The 21255-nt window shown below is 36.3% G+C and carries 26 protein-coding genes and 2 pseudogenes; 12 read left to right on the plus strand and 16 right to left on the minus strand.

The window, feature by feature from the left end:
* Nucleotides 1–167 precede the first annotated feature (167 nt).
* Both NSQ69_RS24495 and NSQ69_RS24500 read right to left on the minus strand, forming a co-directional pair.
* The gene (locus NSQ69_RS24495) at nt 168–542 is read right to left on the minus strand and encodes a hypothetical protein (protein ID WP_063226621.1); all 375 of its coding nucleotides are present in this window, start codon (nt 540–542) and stop codon (nt 168–170) included.
* 36 nt (nt 543–578) lie between these two features.
* Nucleotides 579–833 carry a DUF7660 family protein gene (locus NSQ69_RS24500; protein WP_002143613.1) on the minus strand — a complete coding sequence of 85 codons (255 nt, stop codon included), beginning with the start codon at nt 831–833 and terminating at the stop codon, nt 579–581.
* Nucleotides 834–922: 89 nt separating this feature from the next.
* Between NSQ69_RS24500 and NSQ69_RS24505 the strand changes: the two genes are divergently transcribed.
* Entirely contained in the window at nt 923–1399 is a 477-nt protein-coding gene (locus tag NSQ69_RS24505; protein ID WP_002015882.1) for an SMI1/KNR4 family protein, read from the plus strand.
* A 350-nt stretch (nt 1400–1749) separates the two neighbouring features.
* Here the strand turns inward: NSQ69_RS24505 and NSQ69_RS24510 are convergent, their stop codons facing one another.
* Both NSQ69_RS24510 and NSQ69_RS24515 read right to left on the minus strand, forming a co-directional pair.
* Nucleotides 1750–2544, minus strand: a complete 795-nt coding sequence (locus tag NSQ69_RS24510; protein ID WP_341099767.1) for a nucleotidyltransferase domain-containing protein — start codon at nt 2542–2544, stop codon at nt 1750–1752.
* 52 nt (nt 2545–2596) lie between these two features.
* Nucleotides 2597–2905: a YuzD family protein gene (locus NSQ69_RS24515; RefSeq protein WP_000248590.1), complete on the minus strand. Its 309-nt coding sequence runs from the start codon at nt 2903–2905 to the stop codon at nt 2597–2599.
* Nucleotides 2906–3111: 206 nt separating this feature from the next.
* On the opposite strand from NSQ69_RS24515, the gene NSQ69_RS24520 reads away from it, so the two are divergent.
* Together NSQ69_RS24520 and NSQ69_RS24525 are read left to right on the plus strand one after the other, a co-directional pair.
* Nucleotides 3112–3348 (plus strand): NifU family protein, encoded by a 237-nt coding sequence (locus tag NSQ69_RS24520; RefSeq protein ID WP_000431159.1) that lies wholly within the window; start codon nt 3112–3114, stop codon nt 3346–3348.
* Between the two features lie 190 nt (nt 3349–3538).
* A complete protein-coding gene (locus NSQ69_RS24525) occupies nt 3539–3754 on the plus strand; it encodes a hypothetical protein (RefSeq protein WP_001137788.1) in 216 nt (71 codons plus the stop codon).
* 59 nt (nt 3755–3813) lie between these two features.
* Here the strand turns inward: NSQ69_RS24525 and yutH are convergent, their stop codons facing one another.
* Nucleotides 3814–4815, minus strand: a complete 1002-nt coding sequence (gene yutH / locus NSQ69_RS24530; RefSeq protein ID WP_002089339.1) for a spore coat putative kinase YutH — start codon at nt 4813–4815, stop codon at nt 3814–3816.
* A gap of 120 nt (nt 4816–4935) precedes the next feature.
* Here yutH and NSQ69_RS24535 point away from each other — a divergent pair, with 120 nt between their 5' ends.
* Entirely contained in the window at nt 4936–5427 is a 492-nt protein-coding gene (locus NSQ69_RS24535; RefSeq protein ID WP_002015902.1) for a phosphatidylglycerophosphatase A family protein, read from the plus strand.
* A gap of 19 nt (nt 5428–5446) precedes the next feature.
* Here NSQ69_RS24535 and NSQ69_RS24540 read toward each other — a convergent pair whose 3' ends face one another.
* From NSQ69_RS24540 to NSQ69_RS24550, 3 genes are all read right to left on the minus strand, one after another.
* On the minus strand, nt 5447–5926 hold the full coding sequence (locus NSQ69_RS24540; RefSeq protein WP_002015903.1) for a GNAT family N-acetyltransferase: 480 nt from the start codon (nt 5924–5926) through the stop codon (nt 5447–5449).
* Between the two features lie 521 nt (nt 5927–6447).
* Complete coding sequence (locus NSQ69_RS24545) at nt 6448–9021, minus strand: FtsX-like permease family protein (RefSeq protein ID WP_002129725.1); 2574 nt, start codon at nt 9019–9021, stop codon at nt 6448–6450.
* The gene (locus NSQ69_RS24550) at nt 9005–9793 is read right to left on the minus strand and encodes an ABC transporter ATP-binding protein (RefSeq protein WP_002129726.1); all 789 of its coding nucleotides are present in this window, start codon (nt 9791–9793) and stop codon (nt 9005–9007) included. The genes NSQ69_RS24545 and NSQ69_RS24550 overlap by 17 nt, the downstream gene beginning before the upstream one ends.
* 286 nt (nt 9794–10079) lie before the next feature.
* Between NSQ69_RS24550 and NSQ69_RS24555 the strand changes: the two genes are divergently transcribed.
* Nucleotides 10080–10661: an NAD(P)H-dependent oxidoreductase gene (locus NSQ69_RS24555; protein ID WP_002129727.1), complete on the plus strand. Its 582-nt coding sequence runs from the start codon at nt 10080–10082 to the stop codon at nt 10659–10661.
* 32 nt (nt 10662–10693) lie between these two features.
* Here NSQ69_RS24555 and NSQ69_RS24560 read toward each other — a convergent pair.
* From NSQ69_RS24560 to NSQ69_RS24575, 4 genes and pseudogenes are all read right to left on the minus strand, one after another.
* Nucleotides 10694–11224, minus strand: a pseudogene (locus NSQ69_RS24560) (iron ABC transporter substrate-binding protein).
* 114 nt (nt 11225–11338) lie between these two features.
* Nucleotides 11339–12103: a TIGR01457 family HAD-type hydrolase gene (locus NSQ69_RS24565; RefSeq protein ID WP_002089349.1), complete on the minus strand. Its 765-nt coding sequence runs from the start codon at nt 12101–12103 to the stop codon at nt 11339–11341.
* Nucleotides 12104–12210: 107 nt separating this feature from the next.
* Nucleotides 12211–12843, minus strand: a complete 633-nt coding sequence (locus NSQ69_RS24570) for a helix-turn-helix transcriptional regulator (protein ID WP_050001066.1) — start codon at nt 12841–12843, stop codon at nt 12211–12213.
* A gap of 78 nt (nt 12844–12921) precedes the next feature.
* Nucleotides 12922–13362, minus strand: coding sequence for a DUF86 domain-containing protein (locus NSQ69_RS24575; RefSeq protein ID WP_002145069.1), 441 nt, complete (start codon nt 13360–13362; stop codon nt 12922–12924).
* 147 nt (nt 13363–13509) lie between these two features.
* Between NSQ69_RS24575 and glpX the strand changes: the two genes are divergently transcribed.
* From glpX to NSQ69_RS24590, 3 genes are all read left to right on the plus strand, one after another.
* Entirely contained in the window at nt 13510–14481 is a 972-nt protein-coding gene (glpX, locus tag NSQ69_RS24580) for a class II fructose-bisphosphatase (protein ID WP_002015911.1), read from the plus strand.
* 16 nt (nt 14482–14497) lie between these two features.
* The gene (locus tag NSQ69_RS24585) at nt 14498–14764 is read left to right on the plus strand and encodes a DUF3055 domain-containing protein (protein WP_002034592.1); all 267 of its coding nucleotides are present in this window, start codon (nt 14498–14500) and stop codon (nt 14762–14764) included.
* Between the two features lie 373 nt (nt 14765–15137).
* The gene (locus tag NSQ69_RS24590; protein WP_002129735.1) at nt 15138–15635 is read left to right on the plus strand and encodes a hypothetical protein; all 498 of its coding nucleotides are present in this window, start codon (nt 15138–15140) and stop codon (nt 15633–15635) included.
* A gap of 124 nt (nt 15636–15759) precedes the next feature.
* Here NSQ69_RS24590 and NSQ69_RS24595 read toward each other — a convergent pair whose 3' ends face one another.
* Entirely contained in the window at nt 15760–16062 is a 303-nt protein-coding gene (locus tag NSQ69_RS24595) for a YutD family protein (RefSeq protein ID WP_002015914.1), read from the minus strand.
* Between the two features lie 118 nt (nt 16063–16180).
* Between NSQ69_RS24595 and NSQ69_RS24600 the strand changes: the two genes are divergently transcribed.
* Nucleotides 16181–16759: a YhcN/YlaJ family sporulation lipoprotein gene (locus NSQ69_RS24600; protein ID WP_002129737.1), complete on the plus strand. Its 579-nt coding sequence runs from the start codon at nt 16181–16183 to the stop codon at nt 16757–16759.
* 28 nt (nt 16760–16787) lie between these two features.
* Here the strand turns inward: NSQ69_RS24600 and NSQ69_RS24605 are convergent, their stop codons facing one another.
* Complete coding sequence (locus tag NSQ69_RS24605; RefSeq protein WP_341099769.1) at nt 16788–17519, minus strand: MerR family transcriptional regulator; 732 nt, start codon at nt 17517–17519, stop codon at nt 16788–16790.
* A gap of 99 nt (nt 17520–17618) precedes the next feature.
* On the opposite strand from NSQ69_RS24605, the gene NSQ69_RS24610 reads away from it, so the two are divergent.
* Nucleotides 17619–18434, plus strand: a complete 816-nt coding sequence (locus tag NSQ69_RS24610) for a YhfC family intramembrane metalloprotease (protein ID WP_002015917.1) — start codon at nt 17619–17621, stop codon at nt 18432–18434.
* Between the two features lie 301 nt (nt 18435–18735).
* Here the strand turns inward: NSQ69_RS24610 and NSQ69_RS24615 are convergent.
* Nucleotides 18736–19047 (minus strand): annotated as a pseudogene (locus NSQ69_RS24615) (hypothetical protein); the annotation flags it as partial.
* A gap of 133 nt (nt 19048–19180) precedes the next feature.
* Here NSQ69_RS24615 and NSQ69_RS24620 point away from each other — a divergent pair.
* Nucleotides 19181–19735, plus strand: a complete 555-nt coding sequence (locus tag NSQ69_RS24620; RefSeq protein ID WP_002184735.1) for a histidine phosphatase family protein — start codon at nt 19181–19183, stop codon at nt 19733–19735.
* Between the two features lie 74 nt (nt 19736–19809).
* A complete protein-coding gene (locus tag NSQ69_RS24625) occupies nt 19810–20289 on the plus strand; it encodes a YbaK/EbsC family protein (RefSeq protein ID WP_002184734.1) in 480 nt (159 codons plus the stop codon).
* 20 nt (nt 20290–20309) lie between these two features.
* On the opposite strand, the gene lipA is transcribed toward NSQ69_RS24625, so the two are convergent.
* Complete coding sequence (gene lipA / locus NSQ69_RS24630; RefSeq protein ID WP_002034580.1) at nt 20310–21206, minus strand: lipoyl synthase; 897 nt, start codon at nt 21204–21206, stop codon at nt 20310–20312.
* Nucleotides 21207–21255: the final 49 nt, after the last annotated feature.

The following is a 21255-nucleotide window of genomic DNA, read 5'->3' on the forward strand; positions in this document are numbered from 1 at the left end:
CTATGTTAAACATCTTGTATATTCGCAAAAAAGGATGTATCAAAATCATTTTGACACACCCTTCTCCTATTAAACTACTATTGTAATATGACCTAGCCTAAAATCTCGACTTAAGAGACTTCACAAATTAGCTCTCTACTATTTCAAACATATTTCCACTTACACAACTATCCCACATTACCCTTCACTTTCTCAATAACATCTTCTATACGCTTAGCTATACATTCTGGCTCCCAATCTCCCTCACCATGCATAGCTGTATAAACCGGACAATTCTCATCATTACTATCTACAAAGATCGGGTCTCCGAGATAAGAATCTATCCCAATTACAATCCACCCGTCTTTCCAATCTCCCTCTTCATTTCCGACTAAGCTTTGCCCTCCCTCATCAAAGTTATAACCAAGTTGTCCTTCTTCTATTTCTTCACTATTAAATAATTCGATTGTCATAGGTTCAAATTCACACTCTAACTCAATTTCATTATCCTCAGCGCGATCTACATGTGCTAAAAGTTGTTTAATTTTATTGTGGTTAATCATAATATCTTCTCCATTAGATCTTTTAAAAATTTAATTTTATTCATAATAAGCTGCTGCAAGCAACATCTGGGCAATAAACTTCCATGGAATATTTTCTGGAAGCTTCTCCCCTTGATTTATATAAACACCTTCATAAGCACCTAACCAACCATGTAATGCCTCTAAATAAGTCTCTACCTCTATATTCTCCCACTCATCTTGATTCACTTTGAAATCCTTTTGAAGATATACAAGAAACTTCAACAAGTCTTCCTTAGAATTTACATGATCAAGGTATTCAAATACATCCATATTCATTCCCCCTTTCTATTGCTCGTCATTTAAACTAACTATAATATATGAAATAAGATTCTTAAAACTCTTATTTGAGGTGACCAAATATAAAGACTACACTTTGGGCAGAAGATGACTATTTAAAATTAGCACCTATTAACGACGAACTAATAAAAAAAGCAGAAGAAGTACTAAACGTAAAGCTCCCAGAATCGTACATAAATCTTCTAAAAGAACAAAACGGAGGAACTCTTCGATTAGATGCTCATCCTACTTCAGAGCCAAATTCTTGGGCAGACGATCACGTTAATGTTTCTGGATTATATGGCATTTCTTTTGATGAAAATGAATCTAGTATTTTAGAGAGCCATTATTTAATTCAGGAATGGGACATGCCTGAGAATATCGTGCTTTTATCTGGTGACGGACATACGTGGATTGCACTAGACTATCGAAACGTAGCTGAAAATCCTCCAGTTATATTTATCGATAATGAGTTTGAGGAAATTATTGAATTAGCACCTAATTTTGAAAGCTTCTTACAAAACTTAACTACATACAATTATGATGAAGATGAAGAGTAAACCTATCTCTAAAGGAGTGCGCAATAGTGCAAGATTTCATTATAAAGTGAAACTTTAATCAGTGGGGGTTTTGTTCATCCACCACTGATTATTAGCCTTCACCAATCGGGCTTTTACGGGCAGTTGATCTCCCATCTAACTTCTTTGCTCCAGCCGAATTTTGAAGTGAGAGTCTTACTGCCCGTTAATGCGGGATAAACATCAAAAAGAACAGTCTATTGCATAATGTTTCACATGAAACTATCCATATTTTAGATTATCTTTCGACTTCTCATTCCTTGCAAAGTACTTTTTCATTATATAAAAATAGTAAAAGCATCCTTTATATGAAGGATGCTTTTACTATTCACCTACCACTTCCCCCTACACTCTTCAATCAAACACAGCAAATACCTCTTCGTCATATCAGCCCTCCTCCAAATAGAGAGCTTGCGCTTTCCCTTTGGATTATTTCGCATTCGCTCTACCTCTTTTAATAAAGGCTCCCATTCTTTCGCTGAACGTTCTAATAAGTATTGTAATCCTCCATCTTTTGAAACAATTGTTTTATGATCTAACGTATATAAAATGCGTCCCATCGTAACGACAGCTGATTCTACCCACTCTTCTATGAAAAATAAATATGGTTGCTTCGCTTTTTCACTCCAGTACTGTTCTACGTTGTATTTCATCGTATTTACTACATCATCCCACCTTATTTGAAAGGAAAGGTCTTCTACTTCTTTCCCGCTAACTGTAATACCTTGATTTTTCAATGTCCACCATGTGACCGCGTTAATATCCCAATGACCAATATCAGCCTTACCATCTGCACAATACACGTACTCATTCATTTCATCATTGTATTTCCCTAAATCAGCAAGCGGAATATACATACCATCCATTCTTTTACCTAACGTACTTTTACTATTTTTTTTATGCAGTTCTATAATTTGTTGTTTTTCAGCTTCATTCACGGAATCACTTATTACCGTAACAAAGTCAACATCGCTCGTTTCTATCTGAAATGCTCCTAGCGCGATTGATCCGTAAATATATACCCCGACTATTTTTTCATCCGAAAAAATTTCTTTTAATTCTACTATGTACTGCTCCATTAATTGCTTTACTTCTTCTGGTAAAGCATGTTTTATTCCATTCTCCACATCTATCCCTCCAATAAAAAAAGCCTTCGCAAATTCGCAAAGGCTTCCTGCTTTATAAATATTTCTCGATTTCTTCGTAAACATCCTTCAAACGAGGATTTCCTTCTCCAACAATTTCTCCATTTACAAGAACGACCGGATAAAATAGATCTTCTTCCACTACGCGCTCTGCGAATGCTTTTTTATCTTCATCTTCTTGTTCTTCTTGAAAATCAATATACTCGAAATTAAATTTATTTTCTTGTCCTTCATATTTACGACCAATCGCCGCTTGTAACCACTCAAACGTTTCTGTTGAAGATGGCATTCCAACGCAGCTCGCACAAATTACTTTCGTCCCATACACTTGCACATTAACCATTTCTTCTCCCCCACTTCTTGTTTCAACAGTATATTCAGATGTCTTAGTACATAAGCACATCATTTTACAAACTTATTCCCTACCCCTATACTGAAAAAACACGTTGTAAACATGATAAAAAATTTCGACAATAAAACAAGAACAGAAAAAATAGATTTTCCCCTCTATCTTGATTATAATAAAACTGATGAAAGGAGTCGATAAAAATGGAAAACCCACATATGCAAGAACAAGTATTAGAAGTATTAGATAAATTACGTCCATTCTTACTTCGCGATGGCGGAGACGTTGAATTAGTAGACATTGAAGAAGGTATCGTAAAATTACGCCTTATGGGTGCTTGCGGAAGCTGCCCAAGTTCTACAATCACACTAAAAGCTGGTATCGAACGCGCACTACTTGAAGAAGTACCAGGCGTTATTGAAGTAGAACAAGTATTTTAATCTAAAAGCAGAAGCGGCTCGTTCAGAATCGCTTCCTAGAAAGAGACCCAAATGGGTCTCTTTTTTTATTCAAATAACACTTCCCCTTTAACATCATAAAACAAAATTGGAAATCCTTCTCAAAAAGTGCGATAATTAATACTATAGAATCGTTCACACATATACAGAAAAAAACATAGGGGGACGACACATGCCAAGAATGGGGAACACTTTCTTAACAATTCAAGAACTAGAAAAGAAAAAAGAGTATTTATTAGACCTTTCATCCGTTATACCAACATGGAATGCAAGTTATCAATTTTTATTTAAAGAAATCCAGCAAGAATTATTGAGTAAAGTAAATGAAAAAATCGAAAGACATCAATTCATTTTAAATATATGTGCAGATCAACAGGTAGGGGCATAATGTATTACATACAATTGTGATATATAAAAAAGAGACCTCACCCGGTCTCTTTTTTCATTTTAAGACAGCCAATCTAATTTCCTAATGCCTAACTTATCAACAGGTAAACGAAATGACTCGTAAAAATGATTCATAAATTGCTCAGTGCGCTTCACATCATGTAAAATGATTTCTAAACGGGCTCTATATATGCCTTTTTGTTCTTCGTTTCCTGTTTGATAATATCGTTCAATTGTTTCAAAGTAGTGAAGCGGGAACAGAAGCCTTGCGAATAATAAGCGCCAACCAAATGAAGAGAGCGAATAATTACGTTCATAATCTGTAATGAATTGAACTACCGTTTGCTCCCAATCTTTCTTTTTTTCTATCATCATATAGCGAATACATTCTGCTATATCTCTACTTGGGTGATCATATACCCAATCAAAAGGAAGTTTTAAACGCTTCGTTTGCTGCCATAATAAAGGTGTAAATCGTTCTTGGCAAATTGTTGCTGCGTCAGTTATTTGTGGTGTATCATCCATTTCTGTATCGACAACATATTGAATTGCATTTTCTGCAACTCCTAAGTAATACGGGAAGGATTCAATAAACAATTGATCGAATACGTCTGAAGGATGGTTCATCACTTGCGATTGCCAAAACCTTTCTAATTGGTCGAGCCTTTTTTCCCATAATGCTTTCCATTCACCAATGCGGCTTAATTGCTCAACTTCTTCTGGAAAGAATGCGCCACGTTTATGGAATATAGAAAGCTCACTTCCTAATGATGTAGCATGTCGCTCTAACATACGCATACCTTTTAATAAGCAGTAATTTTTTTCTTCTATCTCACTTACATAGTAGCCGTGTATAGTCGGAACGAAAGTCGAAACAGTTATATCCCCTTGCTGGTTCATATAATCACTGAGCTTTTTCATCTCTACAAGTACTTCTTCCTCCATTTCTCCAATTGGAACAAGTACATAAATTTTGTTGCGAATCCAAAAGCTTTTATAGGGGCCAAGGGGGATTAATTCTTTAACATGCATGTGATAATGCTCATAAATATGCTGAATCATCGCAGTCGCCACCTATGGTTTTTCTTTATATATATGAGCTTGTGCTCGCCTTTCATTCCTATGCACATGATAAAGCAACGAAACGTATACAAATACTAAAAAGAAAAAAAGGTGATAAACATGAAAGACTCAAATCAACTACAAGAAAGAGCATTACAACTATTACAAGAGCGCGGTGTAACAATTGACGATATTGCTGATCTTGTTCATTTTCTTCAAAAGAAATACCATGCAAATTTAGAGATGTCAGAATGTCGCTATAACGTTGAGCGTGTACTATCAAAACGAGAAGTACAAAACGCTCTTATTACAGGCATTGAACTTGATGTCCTTGCTGAAAAAGGAATGTTAAGTCAGCCGTTACAAGATATCGTAAAACGCGATGAAGGACTATATGGAATTGATGAAGTCATCGCACTTTCAATCGTTAACGTGTACGGGTCAATTGGCTTCACGAACTTTGGATATATCGATAAATTAAAACCAGGTATTTTAGAATACTTAAATGATAAATCAACTGGAAAGGTGCATACATTCCTTGATGATATCGTTGGCGGAATCGCTGCCGCTGCTTCAAGTCGTTTAGCGCACCGTGCTGAGCATTCGGAATAAGGGGTCTAGGCCGTCAGTTTCATACTGACGGCCTTTCATATTCCATAAGCATGAACTCTCTTCCACGGCTCAAAAAAAGAGGTCCTACTTGAAATCCAATGTTTTTATATAGCCTAATCGCTCTCTTATTGAATGTCGCTACACTCAGTCGAAACATTTTCGAATTCAATTCCTCAGTAGCAAATGCTATTCCCGCTTGAAAAAATATTTCTCCCATCCCTTTCCCTGTTAACTCTGGCTTCATTCCAAGCCCAATATCTACTACATCTTCTCCCCTATATAAATTAGCATCTCTTCCCCCTGGCACTTGTGCATTTTCTCCAAAACAAAAATAGCCGATGAATTCTCCATTCTCTCCGCAACAACCGTAATACGTTCCATCTAGCAACTCTTCTATTACTTCAGCATCTCCCGAAAAGCTATATAACGTATAGGGATTTTCATACTTCCACGTATTTATTTCTTTCGCTTCTTCTTCTGTTAACTTATGTATATCCATTCATCTCGCTCCTTATCAAATACTCTACTAATCTATATGTATTTACTCATTCATTTTCCAAACTTGATTCTCCTCTAATCGTAATATGCATAGTTACATACGCACACCCCTTTAAAAAATGCTAAAATTTATTTGAATCGCTGTTGTTACACTTCTTGATTAAGAAAGACTGTTAACCGGAAAATTAACGTCTTATCAAACTCAAGCAATTGGCACGTTTTGTCATCATGAAAGACACTCGAAAGAGTGTCTTTTTTCTATACCTGAGCAGGACCTGCTCATTTACAAAATTAATGCATAAATTAATATAACTCTTTAAACGCATTATTCCCTTTCTATATGTTGCAGCGTTCGTTGCGACATATTCGGATAATAAAAAGCACTCCAGCCAGAGTGCTTTTTACTTTCAAACAAGGAGGTTACATATATGGATAGTACTCTTGTATTTAACTTTGGTATCGGTATTGTTATCATTTTATTCGTCTTCTTTGTACTTTGTATGAGCGGGATATAATAATCTTTTATGCTGATAACTCCTTTAAAGTATCACTCAATTTAAACTTTCTTAATTGTAATGAAGCAATCATTGCTGCTCCTGCTCCGAGTATAATGCTAGCTAGTGCCAATATTAAAACTTGATTATACGGAATGATAATAACCGTTAACTCTAAGCTTGATAACACAATATAACTAAATACAATTCCACCTAAAACCCCAATACAACCAGCTATCGCTCCAAGTAAAGTGCCCTCTAATAAAACAATCCGTCTCATTTGCTTCGGAATAGCTCCTACCGCACGAATCATACTAATTTCAGCACGTCTTTCATGTAAACTTGAGACAATCGCATTCATTAACCCTATACCAGAAATAATGAAAACAATTACAACTAACAAGCGAATTAACATCATCATTTGCGATAATAACTGCTCCTGTTCTTTTAATAAATCATGGCTATTAATAACTTCTACGTTCTCTTTATTATTTGTAATTTGTTTTACTTGCTTCTTAATCTCTTCAAATGATTGATTAGAATTTGTCATAACTTGAATTGCTTCATATCCTTGCACGTGAAACTTATCACGAACCCATTGTTCATTTACGAAAATGTCTAATCCTCTTCCCCTTAATCCTTGCTCAATAATCGAAACGACTTTAATCGTTTGTTTTTCTTTCCCTTTTCCTTGTACTTCAATCGTATCATGCAACTGAATCCCTAATGTTTTAGCAGTTCTCTTCGTAACGACTCCCTCACCATCTTGTAATGGCTTATTTAAATCTTGTCCTGTAATCACTTTCGCTTTTGTTACTTTTTGATAAGCAACAATATCATTCCCCACAACTTCTATCACATCATATTCAAAATCATCTTTCCTCACATTTTCATACCACTCTTGATCCGCTTTTTTAAAATCATAATTTATAAGCTTCGCTGTAAAGTCAGTAACATTTGCTACGCTCTCTTCTACACCATCAATTTTTTTAACCTTCTCCATCCAACTAAATGGTAATACTTCAGTACTTTGCGACTCTATTGGAATTCTTATTACTAAATCAGCTGGTAAATGTTTTTGTAACCCATCTTTCATGCCTTCGTAAATAGAGTTTATATACATCGTTCCAACAAGTGCTAACATAAAACCAAATGCTAGTATAGCAACCGATACAGCTGCCTTATTTCGATAACGAATTACATTTCGGCTACTAATCGTCGTTTCAATTCGTAATATCATTTGAAGTGGTTTTGCAATCACTGGTGCTATCATCCGAATAAATAACGGAATCGCAAATAACAAACCGACCGCAAATAACAGCGCACCTATCGCACTTGGATTAAAACCGATATATCGCTCTAATACGTTACCCGCTAGTCCAATAACAGTACCAATGATTAAAATGCTACCACTAAAAGCACTCCACCTTTTTTCTTTTTTCTCATTACTAGGAAGACCTGGCCTAAGCGCTTGAACTGGTGGAATTTTTCTAACCATAAAGGCTGGTATAATAGCCCCTATGATAGACATAACAATCCCTAGTAAAAACGTAATGAGTAAAATCTCGCCTGAAATCGAGAATGATTCTTTCACTGCCCCCTCAATATTCACCCATTTATTAATAAATGATGCGGCGATTGTTTGCGTACCTGCTCCAAGAATAACTCCTGCTAGTGATCCGATTGCCCCAATACATAAAGCCTCTAATAAAACGACTAATATAATTTGATTTGGATTACTACCAAGTGCACGTAATAATGCCCATTGCTTAAATCGACTTCTGACAGATAAGAAGAAACTTCCCATTATTAAAAGGGCTACAACAAATAAGGCAATACCACCTAAACTAAAAATTAATGGCTTCATTACATTTAGTCGTTCAAATGCCTTATCTACATAAGTACGTTGGTCCACCTTTATATTTTCAATCTTTTTATGTACATCAAAAGCAATTGCTTTTTTCACATTTACATCTTGTACTTTCACTTGAACAAGATTGAATTGATTTGGTAAATTTAATTCTTTTTGAAGCCAATGGATTGGAAAATAAGCACTATGCCCCATTGACGCCATTAACGGTGGATTTAAAATACCGACAACTTTCACAGCCTTTTCACCATGCTGCGGGAATGGCAGTTTAATCGTATCTCCTACCCGTATATTTTCACGATCTGTATACCCTTTTGTCAGTGCTACTTCAGCACCTTCTTTCGGATATCGTCCTTCTAATATTTTATAAGAATGCATTTCTGGAGAATCTTGCTCAACACCCCAATAAGATGGCTTTCCCGATAGTTCTTTATAATGTGGAAAAGGATACGGTATAAGTGCTTTTGATATTTTTTCAGCATTTTCTAAGCCATCTATTCCTTTTAAACTTTCATTATTTAAATACATGTCATTTTTTATATAGCCAAATTGTAAATTATAATCTCCATACCGACTTACTACTTGTTCCTTCACACTTTGCTCTACTGATTGATTACCTAGTAATAACATCGTCGCTAACATAACACCTAAAGCTGCACCGAGGGCAATCAACATATTTCGCAACCAATTTTGTTTCATCGATTTTACCGCATACTTAATTACCCATCGCATCACCTTTACCTCCTACTTTAAAGTGACGATTCATAATCTCTTGAATTTGAGTAACTTGTTGCGGGATATTTCGAAATTTCCACCCTTTACTTTCAGTATGCTCATGAATCACCTCACCATCTAATAAGAAAACGACTTTATCAGCATGGGCCGCTACGAACGGATCGTGCGTTACAATGACAGCTGTTTGCCCTAATTCATCACATGCATTGCGAAGTGCCGCGATAATATTTTTGCTGTTTTCTGAATCTAACGCCCCTGTTGGCTCATCTGCTAATATAATAGCCGGCTCATTTGCAAAAGCTCTTGCTATCGCAACCCTTTGCTGTTGCCCACCTGATAACTGTGCTGGTAAATGCTTTTCTTTTCCTTTCAATCCAACGAGCTCTAATAAACGATTTGCTGTCACCGTTGCCTTCTTTTGCGAAACATTATCTAATAGTAAAGGCAACCCTACATTTTCCTCCGCATTAAACACTGGAATTAAATTAAACTGCTGAAAAATAAAACCGATTTTATGCCTTCTAAATAAAGCGAGCTCTTTTTCTTTTAATGTTGAAATCTCCGTACCATCAACTCGAATACTACCTACCGATGGAATATCTAATCCACCTAACAGCTGAAGTAAAGTCGTTTTACCCGATCCACTTGCCCCCATAATACAAACAAAGTCACCTTTTTGAATTTGAACATTAATATCTTTTAAGATCTTTACTTTACTATCCCCAATATCAAACGATTTTTCTAACCCTTCAATTTCAATAATATTCATCCCGATATCCCCTTTTCTCTCTATTTACCAATCTATATATTCTATTCGAAAATGCAAAATACCTACTATTTTGTATTTTTTTGTCACATACTAACATTTATATTAACCGGCAGTAAGTGCCCGATTAGTGTGAGCAAATAATCAGTGCGGGATGGACACCCCCCACCTATTAAAATTTCACTTTATTTCTCACGTCAGAAAAGTTGACTCTCGCAACGGAAGTAACCATAATAATTACACGAATATATAAAAACTATTCACATATCCACAATTAGGAGGAAGAACAATGAAACATGTGATCGTTTATGCACACCCGAATACAGAAAGCTTCAACCATGCAATTTTAGAAACTGTAAAAAGTGAATTAGAAGGAAAAGGTCATGAAGTACGCGTTCGTGATTTATACGAATTAAACTTCAATCCAGTATTAGGTGCTTCCGATTTCATCTCATTTTCCCAAGGAAACACACCAGAAGATATTAAAGAAGAACAAAAGCATATCTCTTGGGCTGATAGTATTACATTCATTTACCCAGTTTGGTGGGCGGGTCTTCCTGCTATTTTAAAAGGATACGTTGACCGTGTATTTAGCCACGGCTTCGCTTATGCTTACGGTGAGAATGGTATTGAAAAGTTATTAAGCAGTAAAAAAGGATTGTTATTATCTACGATGGGAAATTCGAAAGAAGTATACACAGCAGGCGGTATGTTTGATGCAATGAAAAAAACAACTGATGCTGGTATTTTTGAATTTACAGGCATTGAAACACTGGAACATACATTCTACACAAGTGTTCCTTCTGTGGATGACAGTGTGCGTAAACAATATCTTGAAGAAGTTAAAGACGTAGTGAATCGTGCGTTTTAATAAAAAAACTCCGGTTATAACAACCGGAGTTTTTATTTCATCATCAATTTCGGAATATATCTTTGAAGAATGCTTTCTAATTCATTCATATCTTCCTGTCTAATAAGTAAATTCACATTATCATTCATTTTTTCTCGCCCGCGATATAAAAATATATTTTCTTTTGGATTTTCCCATGTTGATGTTTTATAGCCTTTTAATTCTTCGTATGAATAATAGTTCAATCCGTCTATTACACCTTTTTCATATATTTGTACACTTTTAATAAGATTGATCGCTATTAAAATCATAAAACAACTTACTACAGCATAACTACCTGACTAAATGAGAAACTGTTCAAATGTACCAATATCACCACTTACGTATTGAGCATATATATACATACATTGTCCGATAAAGTACGCTGGTCCAAGTAAGGCAATCCAACGTCGTTTCACCCGAGGATATGCTGCAATAAGCTTTCCCGCGCTTTTTTTCATTTCATTTATTTTATATATCTTCCATAGAACAAAGAATAAAACACATAATGTAAAAATAAACATAATACATGACATCCAGTACACTCTTATTCCCCCTTCTCATCATTATATATATAAATTTTACATTTTAAATCCCTATAGTACATATGCAATTGTGCATAAAAAAACAGGCAACCTCTTCCGGTTACCTGCCTTTCATTACATCTTCTCAATCCACTCCGTCAAGTTGTGCACAACTTGCGTCGGTTGTACTTCATATTCTGTTAACTTGTCCACAGTTGTTACTCCAGTGTGGACAAGAAGGGTATGCATACTAGCATTTATCCCCGCTAAAATATCTGTATCGTAGTTATCCCCAACCATTAAAGCTTCTTCTTTTCCTATGCCAAGTACTTTTAACGCTTGTTCCATAATGATTGATTCTGGTTTACCAATAAAGATTGGGTCCACACCTGTTGATACTGCAACAACTGATGTTAATGAACCGTTACCTGGTAATAATCCGCGCTCAGTCGGAATTGCGATATCCCCATTTGTTGAAATAAACGTTGCACCGTTACGCACAGCAAGGCACGCTTTTGCTAATTTTTCATATGTGATATCGCGATCTAAACCAACAATGACGAAATCAGGATTTTCATCCACAAGTTCAAAGCCTTTTTCCACAAGTGCAGCGTGTAAGCCCTCTTCACCAATCATATATACAGTTGCATCTTGTTTGCGCTCATAAATAAAGTTCGCTGTAGCCATACTCGTTGTGAATACTTGCTCCGCTTTCGCTGGAATATCGAAACGAACAAGCTTTTCTGCAACTTGTTCTGGTTTACGAGTTGAGTTATTTGTAACGAATAAATATGGAATACCGCGCTCTCCTAATGCTTTTACGAAGTCGCTTGCTTCTTCAATTTGTTCTTCACCGCGATACATTGTACCGTCTAAATCAATTAAATAGCCTTTATACATCTGTTTGTCTCTCCTTCTATGCTAACGTTCTCATCTATCATACCACTCTTATATTAACCCCTTTTTCAAAAGAAAAAAACGCTTTACCCTAAAGCGTCCCATAACGTTCATTTTTTCTCTTTTATTTGGTACGAACAATTACAATCTCCCTCACACATGTTTGCTAACGTCTTCACATTTGCATCTGCAAATAACCGCTTATACATATCTTTTTCATCTTCACACACTTGCGGGAATCTCTCTGCAATTTCCTTTAACGGACAGTTTTGCTTTTCAAATATGAAAGAATGCTCCCCATCTCGCTTTATTTGAACCATATAACCGTTTCTCTCTTGCATAGCAGCTACTTCTTGAACTTTATACGCTAAATTGCTTTGATTACTTATCCTCTTTTGTAACTGTTCTTCCATTCGTTTCGTTCTCGCTTGCAAGACGTGACGCAGCATTTTTTCATCGCCCATTCGAGCTAAATCTTCTAGCATATCAATAGCAAACTGCTTATATTCTTTCGGGAATGTATCTTCTCCCTTTTGACTTAGTCCATACAAATATGTTGGGCGTCCAACATGCTGCCTTACCATCTTTGAATAAATTAGCTCATCATTTTCTAGTTTACTTAAATGTCGACGAATCGCCATCTCTGTAATTTCTAAAGCTTCGGCTAATTCTGCTACAGTATGCTCACCCTTTACCTTCAATAATTGTACAATCTCTTCTTTCGTAGTACGTGCTTCCCCCATATTTCACCCTTCTCCCTTTTCTCTCTCATATACAATATAAGATCCCCAAAGGAATCCCCGGGGATCTTATAAGCATAATTATTCTGGTACAAATGCAGATACAGGTCCTAATTCCTTTTCTAAATAACTACGAATATTTGCTGGGTATTTCTCTACCACGGCGATATTTTTTTGAATCGTCTTATATAATTCATCATGATTCATTTGAATATAATCTTGCGTAAGCATTTTTCGAAGAAGAATAATTTCTTTAATATGCGCTCCCTCTTCTCCACTTATAACTCTCTCGTCCATTAAAATATCAATAATATCTTCGTAACTTCCTGGATCGCGCATAATAAATCCATCAATCATCGCATTCCCTACATCTAATATACAATCGATAATAAGATGGGCTATGCGCTCTAATGCATAAAATTCAAACTCTGTTTCATATGTCTTTTTCTCTTGAAATGTATTTGTTGCTCGTTCTAAACATACTAGCATTTGTTCTATTTTCTTTCTGTCTACGAAGTACATGAATGTCACCTACCTGGAAATTAAAGCATTTACATTTTAATTGTAACGCTTTCTTCTGAAAAAATCGACAATTTTTCGAATTCACCTTTTCCTCGTTATTTGTTATAGTTATATTTGTATGATTTTTGAAATTGGAGGAATGCAACCTTGGAACGTGAACTCGCACTAGAAATTGTCCGTGTAACAGAAGCAGCAGCCTTAGCATCCGCACAGTGGATGGGCCGCGGAAAGAAAAACGAAGCAGATGATGCAGCAACTACAGCTATGCGTGATATGTTCGATTCAGTAAACATGGCAGGTACAGTTGTAATCGGTGAAGGAGAACTTGATGAAGCACCGATGTTGTATATTGGTGAAGAACTAGGAACAGGTAACGGTCCAGAAGTAGATATCGCCGTTGATCCATTAGAAGGTACAAACATCGTTGCAAAAGGCCTTGCAAATGCAATGGCAGTTATCGCAATCGCAGATAAAGGAAACCTTCTTCATGCTCCGGATATGTACATGGAAAAAATCGCGGTTGGTCCAAAAGCAGCTGGTAAAATTAGCTTAGATGATCCAATTGAAAAAACAATTGATATTGTAGCAGAAGCAAACAATAAAAAAATTCGTGACCTAACGGTTATCATCCAAGAACGTGAACGTCATCAAGATATTATTGACCGTGTTCGTGCAAAAGGTGCACGCGTAAAATTATTTGGTGATGGAGATGTTGGTGCATCAATCGCAACAGCTTTACCTGGAACAGGTATCGACTTATTCGTAGGTGTTGGCGGAGCTCCAGAAGGCGTTATTTCTGCAGCAGCATTAAAATGCCTTGAAGGTGAAATGCAAGCTCGCTTAGTTCCAATGAACGAAGAAGAAGAAGCTCGTTGTCGTGAAATGGGATTAGAAGATCCTCGTCAACTTCTTATGTTAGATGACTTAGTATCTGGTGATGATGCAATCTTCTCAGCAACAGGTGTATCTGCTGGTGAATTATTAGACGGCGTGAAATTCCTTGGCGGAGATTTAGCTGAAACATATTCTATCGTAATGCGTTACAAAACAAGAACAGTACGTTTCATTAAAACGCATCACCATTTAGATCATAAACCACACTTAAACTTAGATATTTAATAAAGGAGCCATGTGTATGGAAGAACGTTTCTTTCTGTACGACGATACAGTCGCTACAAAAACGCGTTTCGTTAGCTTTTTGGGGGAAAATGAGCGTCATGATTTAGCGCTTCTATACTCCGATCGTCATTACGGTAAAACGATAGTCCTTGATATGCAAAGCAACAAATTTGCTATCATCGGTCCTGACGATTTAAATGAACAAGGCTACTTAGAGCATGCATTTTCGATGTCTGAAGAAAATGCAGAAGAATTACGCTCATTTTTATTTGAACTTATATAATTTATCTGGAGCACCAGCTATGTTAGCTGGTGTTTTTTTACAATTTATATTTTGAATTTTCAATCTTATATGTTATACTTATGAACAAATCTATTTGGATAGAAAGGACGTTATCTGCGTATGCCAACATTTACTTTGTAATGGATCAGCAATTGGATAGCATTACTCTCAAAAAAGCACCGTGCTTTTTCAAGGGAGTAGTCTGCCCATTCCCATTACGAAGGAACGTAACGCATCTGTAGTATGATGTTTACGGAGGTTCCTCTTGGGGGAACCTCTTTTTATTTTTGTCTACTTCTTATGTCTTCATACTACAAGACATCCAAATAGCTGTATTACGTTCCTTTGCCACTAATATAAGAGGTGAAGGAAAATGCAGAAAGTACAACTTTCTTGGAGTTTATATGAAAACGAACTAGCAACAATCGAAAAATATTGTAAAAATTGCAGGCGTACTACCCTTTTTACCGACACGAACATTCGCAGGCATAACGCAAACGGAAAGAACATATACCGATTTGCAATTTATAAATGTCCGAAAGATCATACGTGGAATCAAAAACTTCATATTTATAAATCATTTACTGATCACGTCGAAACTGTCGAGATGACTCAGCAAGAACAAACAGAAACAAGTACTACCATTTCCATTACACAATACAAAGAAAGTGGTATAGCCGAAATAACGATCGTATTAGACATAGTTTTCGGTTCCCACCGGATTGATAAAGTGTTATCCACATATATTTCAGATTGGAGCCGTGCACTCATTGTGGATAAAATTAAAAATGGGCATATCCAATTGAACGGACAACAAATGAAACCAAACAAAACTCTTTCTGAAGGTGATTACATTTCAATTTGTTTGTAAGGTGGACTCTCATGTTAAAGGTGAGAAAAGGTACGATTGATTTATTGAATGACTTAGATGTAATGTAAACAGTCTCCTCATAATTACTATGAAAAAATCCTCTTACAATCGTAAGAGGATTTTTTCATTTCTTCACTTTTCGCAATACAAAGTGTGCACAACCGAAGTTACAGTACTCGTATAAATACTCTGATAAAGTACTAATTTTCGTATCATATGTCGAACGTTGATTACTATCATCAAAGAATCCGCGCAATCTAAGTTGCTCATAACCCCAGTCTCCAACGATATAATCATATTTATTTAAAATTTCTGCATAGCGCTCTTTAAGTGCTTCTTCACTAAAACCGTCACGAAAGTTTTTAATCACTTCGTACTGAACATTATTAACGCTCACCGTAGTATGAATCTCTTGCTTTTGCTCCATTATGAACTTCCTCTCTAAGCATTCTTCTTTTTATCGTATCACAAAGCATAACAACCAACAATTTCAAATACAAAAAATTGAAAATTAGTGCATGCTATGGAGAAGGAGGTGCTACATCGTGAAAAAACAAATTATACTCTCTCTTCTCACTCTTTCCTTATTTGTGGGTTGCCAATCAACTAATAAAGCCGAAATGGAGCGTGAAGAAGGAAGTCGTGTTCTTGTTTCCAACAAAAACGACATGTATCATACGGAAAATACAAATACACGGCTCACAAGGGTGGGCTATTCATCTAAACAAAAACATGAAGTATCTAACAAACAAGTAGGCGCCATTAACCGTGAGAAAGTCGCTGAAATGATTACAAGCATGACAGTCAAACTTCCTGACGTCACCAATGCCGCTACACTCGTTACCGACGACGAAGTGTTCGTTGTATACCGTGCAAACACAACGGATCCAAAACTCGTAACAGATCAAGTATATAAAACTGCTTTGTCCATCGTTCCTCGCTATTATAAAGCATATGTATCAACAAACCAAAAGTTGATTTCTCAAATTCAAGGTCTTCAATCTGGTAGCTTAAACGATAAAGAATATGAACAAAGTCTTGATATGTTAAAACGGGAAATGAGCGATAATCCTCATTTGAACAATACGGGGGATCAAACTTTAAATGATATGATTAAAAAATAAAAAGGTGGAGAAAACCTCCACCTTTTTACTATTTCTTACGATCCGCATAAACCTCCATCGCATCACACATAAACTGCGCTAAACCTTCACCAAACTTATCAATATTTTTCGTAAAACGCTCATCAGCAACATACATTTGACCGAGTCCCTTAAAGGCCTCTAATGAATATTCACCGAAGTTTTGCAAGTAATCGTACCATACCCCGATTGCGGATTGCGCCTCTTTAGAATCAGGTGCTCCATTTCGAAGTGTTGCTAGATTTCTGTAAATATTATTAAACTCCTCCTGTTTCTCTTTAGACATCCCCTTCGCTGTTTTATTCGCTTTATCTACAGCCTCATCTCCCCATCGTTCCCGTGCTTCTTCTTCGTACGGGTTATGACTAAAATCAAATCCTTCAAATTTCTCTTTATTCGTCATATCAATCTTTCCTTTTGTATGCTGAATTGTTTTATTAATCGTCGCTATCACCTTATCTAACCTGGCACGCTTTTCAAGAAGCATTTTCTTATGAAGTTGTAGTGCTTCTTCATGATCAAATGATGGACTCATGATAATTTCTTTAATCTTCTTCAAAGGGAAGCCTAGCTCTTTAAAAAACAAAATTTGCTGCAGTGTCTCTAAATTTTCATTGGAATACAGACGATATCCAGACTCTGTCGTCTCGTCTGGGGTTAATAACCCAATTTCATCGTAATGATGCAGTGTGCGCACACTAATTCCAACTAAATTAGCTACTTCTTTTACCTTCATTGTCATGTATATCTCCCCCTTAGTACATACGATAAAGTATGACGCAACGTTAGAGTCAATAAGTAAATTCATTTATCTCTAAAAGTTTCATCTCTCCCATATTTCATGCATAATAGATATGTACATATATTAGAAAGCGGTGAAAGTATGGTTTCAAATACTGTAATTGCCAGCATCATATTTCAACTTGTTGTTTCGGTTCTGGTCCCAATTATTGTACTCGTTTATTTCCGTAAAAAATATAATATTAATTGGAAAGTGGTCGGCGTTGGTGTTCTTATCTTTATTGGATTTACCCAAATTCTCGAAACACCGTTCCACCTATTTATGCGTGGTAATCCAGCAATCGCTCCATTTTTAGAAAATCCGTATGTCTTTGCAATTTATGGCGGACTAACTGCTGGTATTTTTGAAGAATTAGGACGCTTCGTTGCCTTCTTCTTCCTACTAAAAAAATATCTAGAATATAAAGATGGCTTCGCTTATGGAATTGGTCATGGCGGGATTGAATCCATTTTAGTTGGCGGATTCTCTGCATTGCAGACACTTATATTCGCTAATGCTATTAACAATGGTAGCTTCGCTCAAATGGCAGAAAAACTACCACAATTAAATCTTGTAAAGGATATGTTAATAGAACAACCTGCCTATTTATACTTACTCGGTAGCCTAGAAAGAATTATGGCACTCGTGCTGCAAATTGCCTTCACAATGCTTGTCGTATACGCAGTAAAACAAAAGAAATACATTTTCCTTGTTTACGCTATATTATTCCACGCACTTGTAGACTTTTTCGCGGCACTTTACCAAACAAAAATGATTAACATCTTTGTAGCAGAAGGAATTACTCTTCTCTTCGCGATTGGTGGTTTCATTCTTATTCGTAAAATGAAAGCGAAATTAGTAAGTGTGCCAGAGTAAAAAATAACCCACCAGTTGGTGGGTTATTTTTTATATGGATTTTCGTAGTGATGATAACTTTTCCCCCCTTGCAGCTCCCTCTTTGTTTCCGCATCTATAACGATGTACTTATGGAACTCATCTACTTCATCTTGAGAAAAGGAAGCGAAAAAATAAAGTGAAACTTTAATCAGTGGGGGTTTATCCACTGATTATTAGTTGAACCAATCGGGCTTTTACGGGCAGTTGATCTCCCATTTAACTACTTTTCTTTAAAACTGAATTTTGCGGTGGGAGTCTTGCTGCCCGTTAATGCGGGGTAAACTTGGCGATCAGGGTGAATAAAAAAATCTTGAAACACCACGCTACTCCGACAACCCACGGCTGTTTTTTGTCTGAAAGAAAATTCTTCATCGGGCACTTCTTTAAATAAAATCTTTTTCCGAACACTATATGCTGCATTTTTATATTCTTTATACACCTTTTTATCTAACTGTTCGTAAAACACATCCTCACTCACAAATGGCTTATTTCGATTGCTTGGATAGTCTAATTTTTGATTTGATTGTGCATATGTTGTGGACAATTGCGCGAGAAAACAAATACTGAATACAATGCATATCATTTTTTTCATAATTGCACCTCAAATTTTCATTATCCACATTACTTTTCCACATACTTAGATCACTATTTCGTTTCCAATAAAAAGGAATTTTTTCCACATTTGTCGAAGTATATAGCGTCAACTTGAAAGATGGGGATGAATTATGAAGAAAATTATTGTAATACGACATTGTTCCGCAACTGGACAAAAACGTGATGCCGAATTAACGTTTGCCGGAAAAGATCAAGCTAACACCCTTGCTGCATTCCTCTTAGAAAATCAGCTACAAATAGATCATATTATTTCGAGCCCATTTGTCCGAGCTATCGATTCCATTCGGCCCTATGCGATTCAAGCTAACCTATCTATCGAAGAGGATGAACGATTAGCTGAACGTATATTAAGCAACGTTCCGATGGATGATTGGATGCAAAAACTAGAATCTACTTTTACAAACATAGATATTGCCTTTTCAGGCGGAGAGTCAACAAAACAAGCAACGGACCGTGCTATATCGCTTATCCAAGACGTTTTAAAGTTAAACCATACTACAACACTACTCGTTACACATGGAAACTTACTTACGCTCATTTTAAAGCACTTTGATCGTACGATCGGCTTTAGTGAATGGAGAACTTTAACGAATCCTGATGTTTACGAAATTACAATCGATGAACAAAGTTTCATAAAACGATTATGGGAAGCATCGTCCAAGTAGTATCCCTTTCCAAAACACTCAGTTGACGCCACGAGAAGAGACTGTATTAACAATAGAGAGGGGTATCATTCCATATGTATGAAGATGTACTTTCTTTACTACATAAAACAAATGCTTCTTATGAAAAATTTGAACACGAACCAGTACTTGACTATGAAACAGATCGTATCGTTCGTGAAAGACTTGGTTTGCAAGGCACTCCAAGTAAAAGCTTATTTTTAAAATCAAAATCCGGGGAGCATTACGTATTCTTTACGTTAGAAGGCACTCGCCTCAACCGAGGAGAGATGAAGGAAATAACAGGAGAGAGCTTATCTCTCTGTTCTCCTAATGAGCTAAGAGAAGAGACTGGTTGCACTCCTGGATGTGTAGCTCCTTTCGGTTATTCACAAAATGTAACGATTATTGTGGACAGTTCAATTTATACTTACGATAAAATTTTAATTACACCTGGTGTACCTGAATTTACAATTGAATTATCCACAGAGGAATTAAAAAAGATTTTATCCACATGTCAAAATAAAGTTTTAGAGTATAAGAAAAAAGAGAGCTAATGATTAGCTCTCTTTTTTCATTATTTCGCTTCTGCTGTTTTTTCTTTTGCAGAACGTACTTGCTCGTCCGCATGATAAGAAGAGCGTACAAGTGGACCAGCTTCACAGTGGCTAAATCCTTTGCTAAGTGCAATTTCTTTTAGCTCTGCAAATTCTGCTGGTGGATAATATTTAATAACTGGTAAATGCTTCTTAGATGGTTGTAGGTATTGTCCAAGAGTTAAAATATCCACATTGTTTGCACGTAAGTCATCCATTGCTTCAATTAAATCTTCTCTCGTTTCACCTAAGCCCAGCATAATGCTCGATTTAGTTGGAATATCAGGCTGCATTTCTTTTGCTCGACGTAAAAACTCTAATGAACGGTCATATTTTGCTCTAGCGCGAACTCGGTTAGATAATCGACGTACTGTTTCAATGTTATGGTTCAAAATATCTGGTTTTGCATCCATTAACATTTTTAAGTTTTCTTCTACCCCACCCATATCAGATGGTAATACTTCGATAGACGTGAATGGATTTTCACGACGTACAGCGCGTACTGTCTCAGCAAAAACAGCTGCTCCGCCGTCCTTTAAATCATCACGTGCAACCGCTGTTATAACAACGTGCTTTAAGCCCATTTGTACTACAGAATCTGCTACGCGTTCTGGCTCTTGTAAATCAAGCTCAGTTGGTAAGCCTGTTTTAACCGCACAAAAACGACAAGCACGTGTACAAACCGCACCTAAGATCATAAATGTTGCTGTTTTCCTTACAGCCCAGCATTCATGAATATTCGGACATTTCGCCTCTTCACAAACTGTATGAAGATTCTTAGAACGCATCATTTTCTTTAAGCCTGTATAGTTTTCATTCGTGTTTAACTTAATTTTCAACCATTCGGGCTTGCGCTTATACTCTGTTTGTTTTGTCATGGTTATCAACTCCGCACAATATGAAATAGTTTACCGTGTTCGCTTCTTT

The organism is Bacillus sp. FSL R10-2201 (assembly GCF_038008665.1).
Taxonomy (GTDB): Bacteria; Bacillota; Bacilli; order Bacillales; family Bacillaceae_G; genus Bacillus_A; species Bacillus_A mycoides.

Excerpts from the sequence above, each read along its gene's own strand:
- NSQ69_RS24590 (WP_002129735.1), top strand. The coding sequence starts at position 15,138 with ATGCAGAAAGTACAACTTTCTTGGAGTTTATATGAAAACGAACTAGCA.
- NSQ69_RS24540 (WP_002015903.1), bottom strand. The coding sequence starts at position 5,926 with ATGGATATACATAAGTTAACAGAAGAAGAAGCGAAAGAAATAAATACG.
- NSQ69_RS24535 (WP_002015902.1), top strand. The coding sequence starts at position 4,936 with ATGAAAGACTCAAATCAACTACAAGAAAGAGCATTACAACTATTACAA.
- NSQ69_RS24610 (WP_002015917.1), top strand. The coding sequence starts at position 17,619 with ATGCATAATAGATATGTACATATATTAGAAAGCGGTGAAAGTATGGTT.
- NSQ69_RS24620 (WP_002184735.1), top strand. The coding sequence starts at position 19,181 with ATGAAGAAAATTATTGTAATACGACATTGTTCCGCAACTGGACAAAAA.
- lipA (WP_002034580.1), bottom strand. The coding sequence starts at position 21,206 with ATGACAAAACAAACAGAGTATAAGCGCAAGCCCGAATGGTTGAAAATT.
- NSQ69_RS24605 (WP_341099769.1), bottom strand. The coding sequence starts at position 17,519 with ATGACAATGAAGGTAAAAGAAGTAGCTAATTTAGTTGGAATTAGTGTG.
- NSQ69_RS24525 (WP_001137788.1), top strand. The coding sequence starts at position 3,539 with ATGCCAAGAATGGGGAACACTTTCTTAACAATTCAAGAACTAGAAAAG.
- NSQ69_RS24585 (WP_002034592.1), top strand. The coding sequence starts at position 14,498 with ATGGAAGAACGTTTCTTTCTGTACGACGATACAGTCGCTACAAAAACG.
- NSQ69_RS24550 (WP_002129726.1), bottom strand. The coding sequence starts at position 9,793 with ATGAATATTATTGAAATTGAAGGGTTAGAAAAATCGTTTGATATTGGG.
- NSQ69_RS24575 (WP_002145069.1), bottom strand. The coding sequence starts at position 13,362 with ATGTACTTCGTAGACAGAAAGAAAATAGAACAAATGCTAGTATGTTTA.
- NSQ69_RS24625 (WP_002184734.1), top strand. The coding sequence starts at position 19,810 with ATGTATGAAGATGTACTTTCTTTACTACATAAAACAAATGCTTCTTAT.
- NSQ69_RS24500 (WP_002143613.1), bottom strand. The coding sequence starts at position 833 with ATGGATGTATTTGAATACCTTGATCATGTAAATTCTAAGGAAGACTTG.
- NSQ69_RS24595 (WP_002015914.1), bottom strand. The coding sequence starts at position 16,062 with ATGGAGCAAAAGCAAGAGATTCATACTACGGTGAGCGTTAATAATGTT.
- yutH (WP_002089339.1), bottom strand. The coding sequence starts at position 4,815 with ATGATTCAGCATATTTATGAGCATTATCACATGCATGTTAAAGAATTA.
- NSQ69_RS24565 (WP_002089349.1), bottom strand. The coding sequence starts at position 12,103 with ATGTATAAAGGCTATTTAATTGATTTAGACGGTACAATGTATCGCGGT.
- NSQ69_RS24545 (WP_002129725.1), bottom strand. The coding sequence starts at position 9,021 with ATGCGATGGGTAATTAAGTATGCGGTAAAATCGATGAAACAAAATTGG.
- NSQ69_RS24515 (WP_000248590.1), bottom strand. The coding sequence starts at position 2,905 with ATGGTTAATGTGCAAGTGTATGGGACGAAAGTAATTTGTGCGAGCTGC.
- NSQ69_RS24570 (WP_050001066.1), bottom strand. The coding sequence starts at position 12,843 with ATGGGGGAAGCACGTACTACGAAAGAAGAGATTGTACAATTATTGAAG.
- NSQ69_RS24495 (WP_063226621.1), bottom strand. The coding sequence starts at position 542 with ATGATTAACCACAATAAAATTAAACAACTTTTAGCACATGTAGATCGC.
- NSQ69_RS24555 (WP_002129727.1), top strand. The coding sequence starts at position 10,080 with ATGAAACATGTGATCGTTTATGCACACCCGAATACAGAAAGCTTCAAC.
- NSQ69_RS24520 (WP_000431159.1), top strand. The coding sequence starts at position 3,112 with ATGGAAAACCCACATATGCAAGAACAAGTATTAGAAGTATTAGATAAA.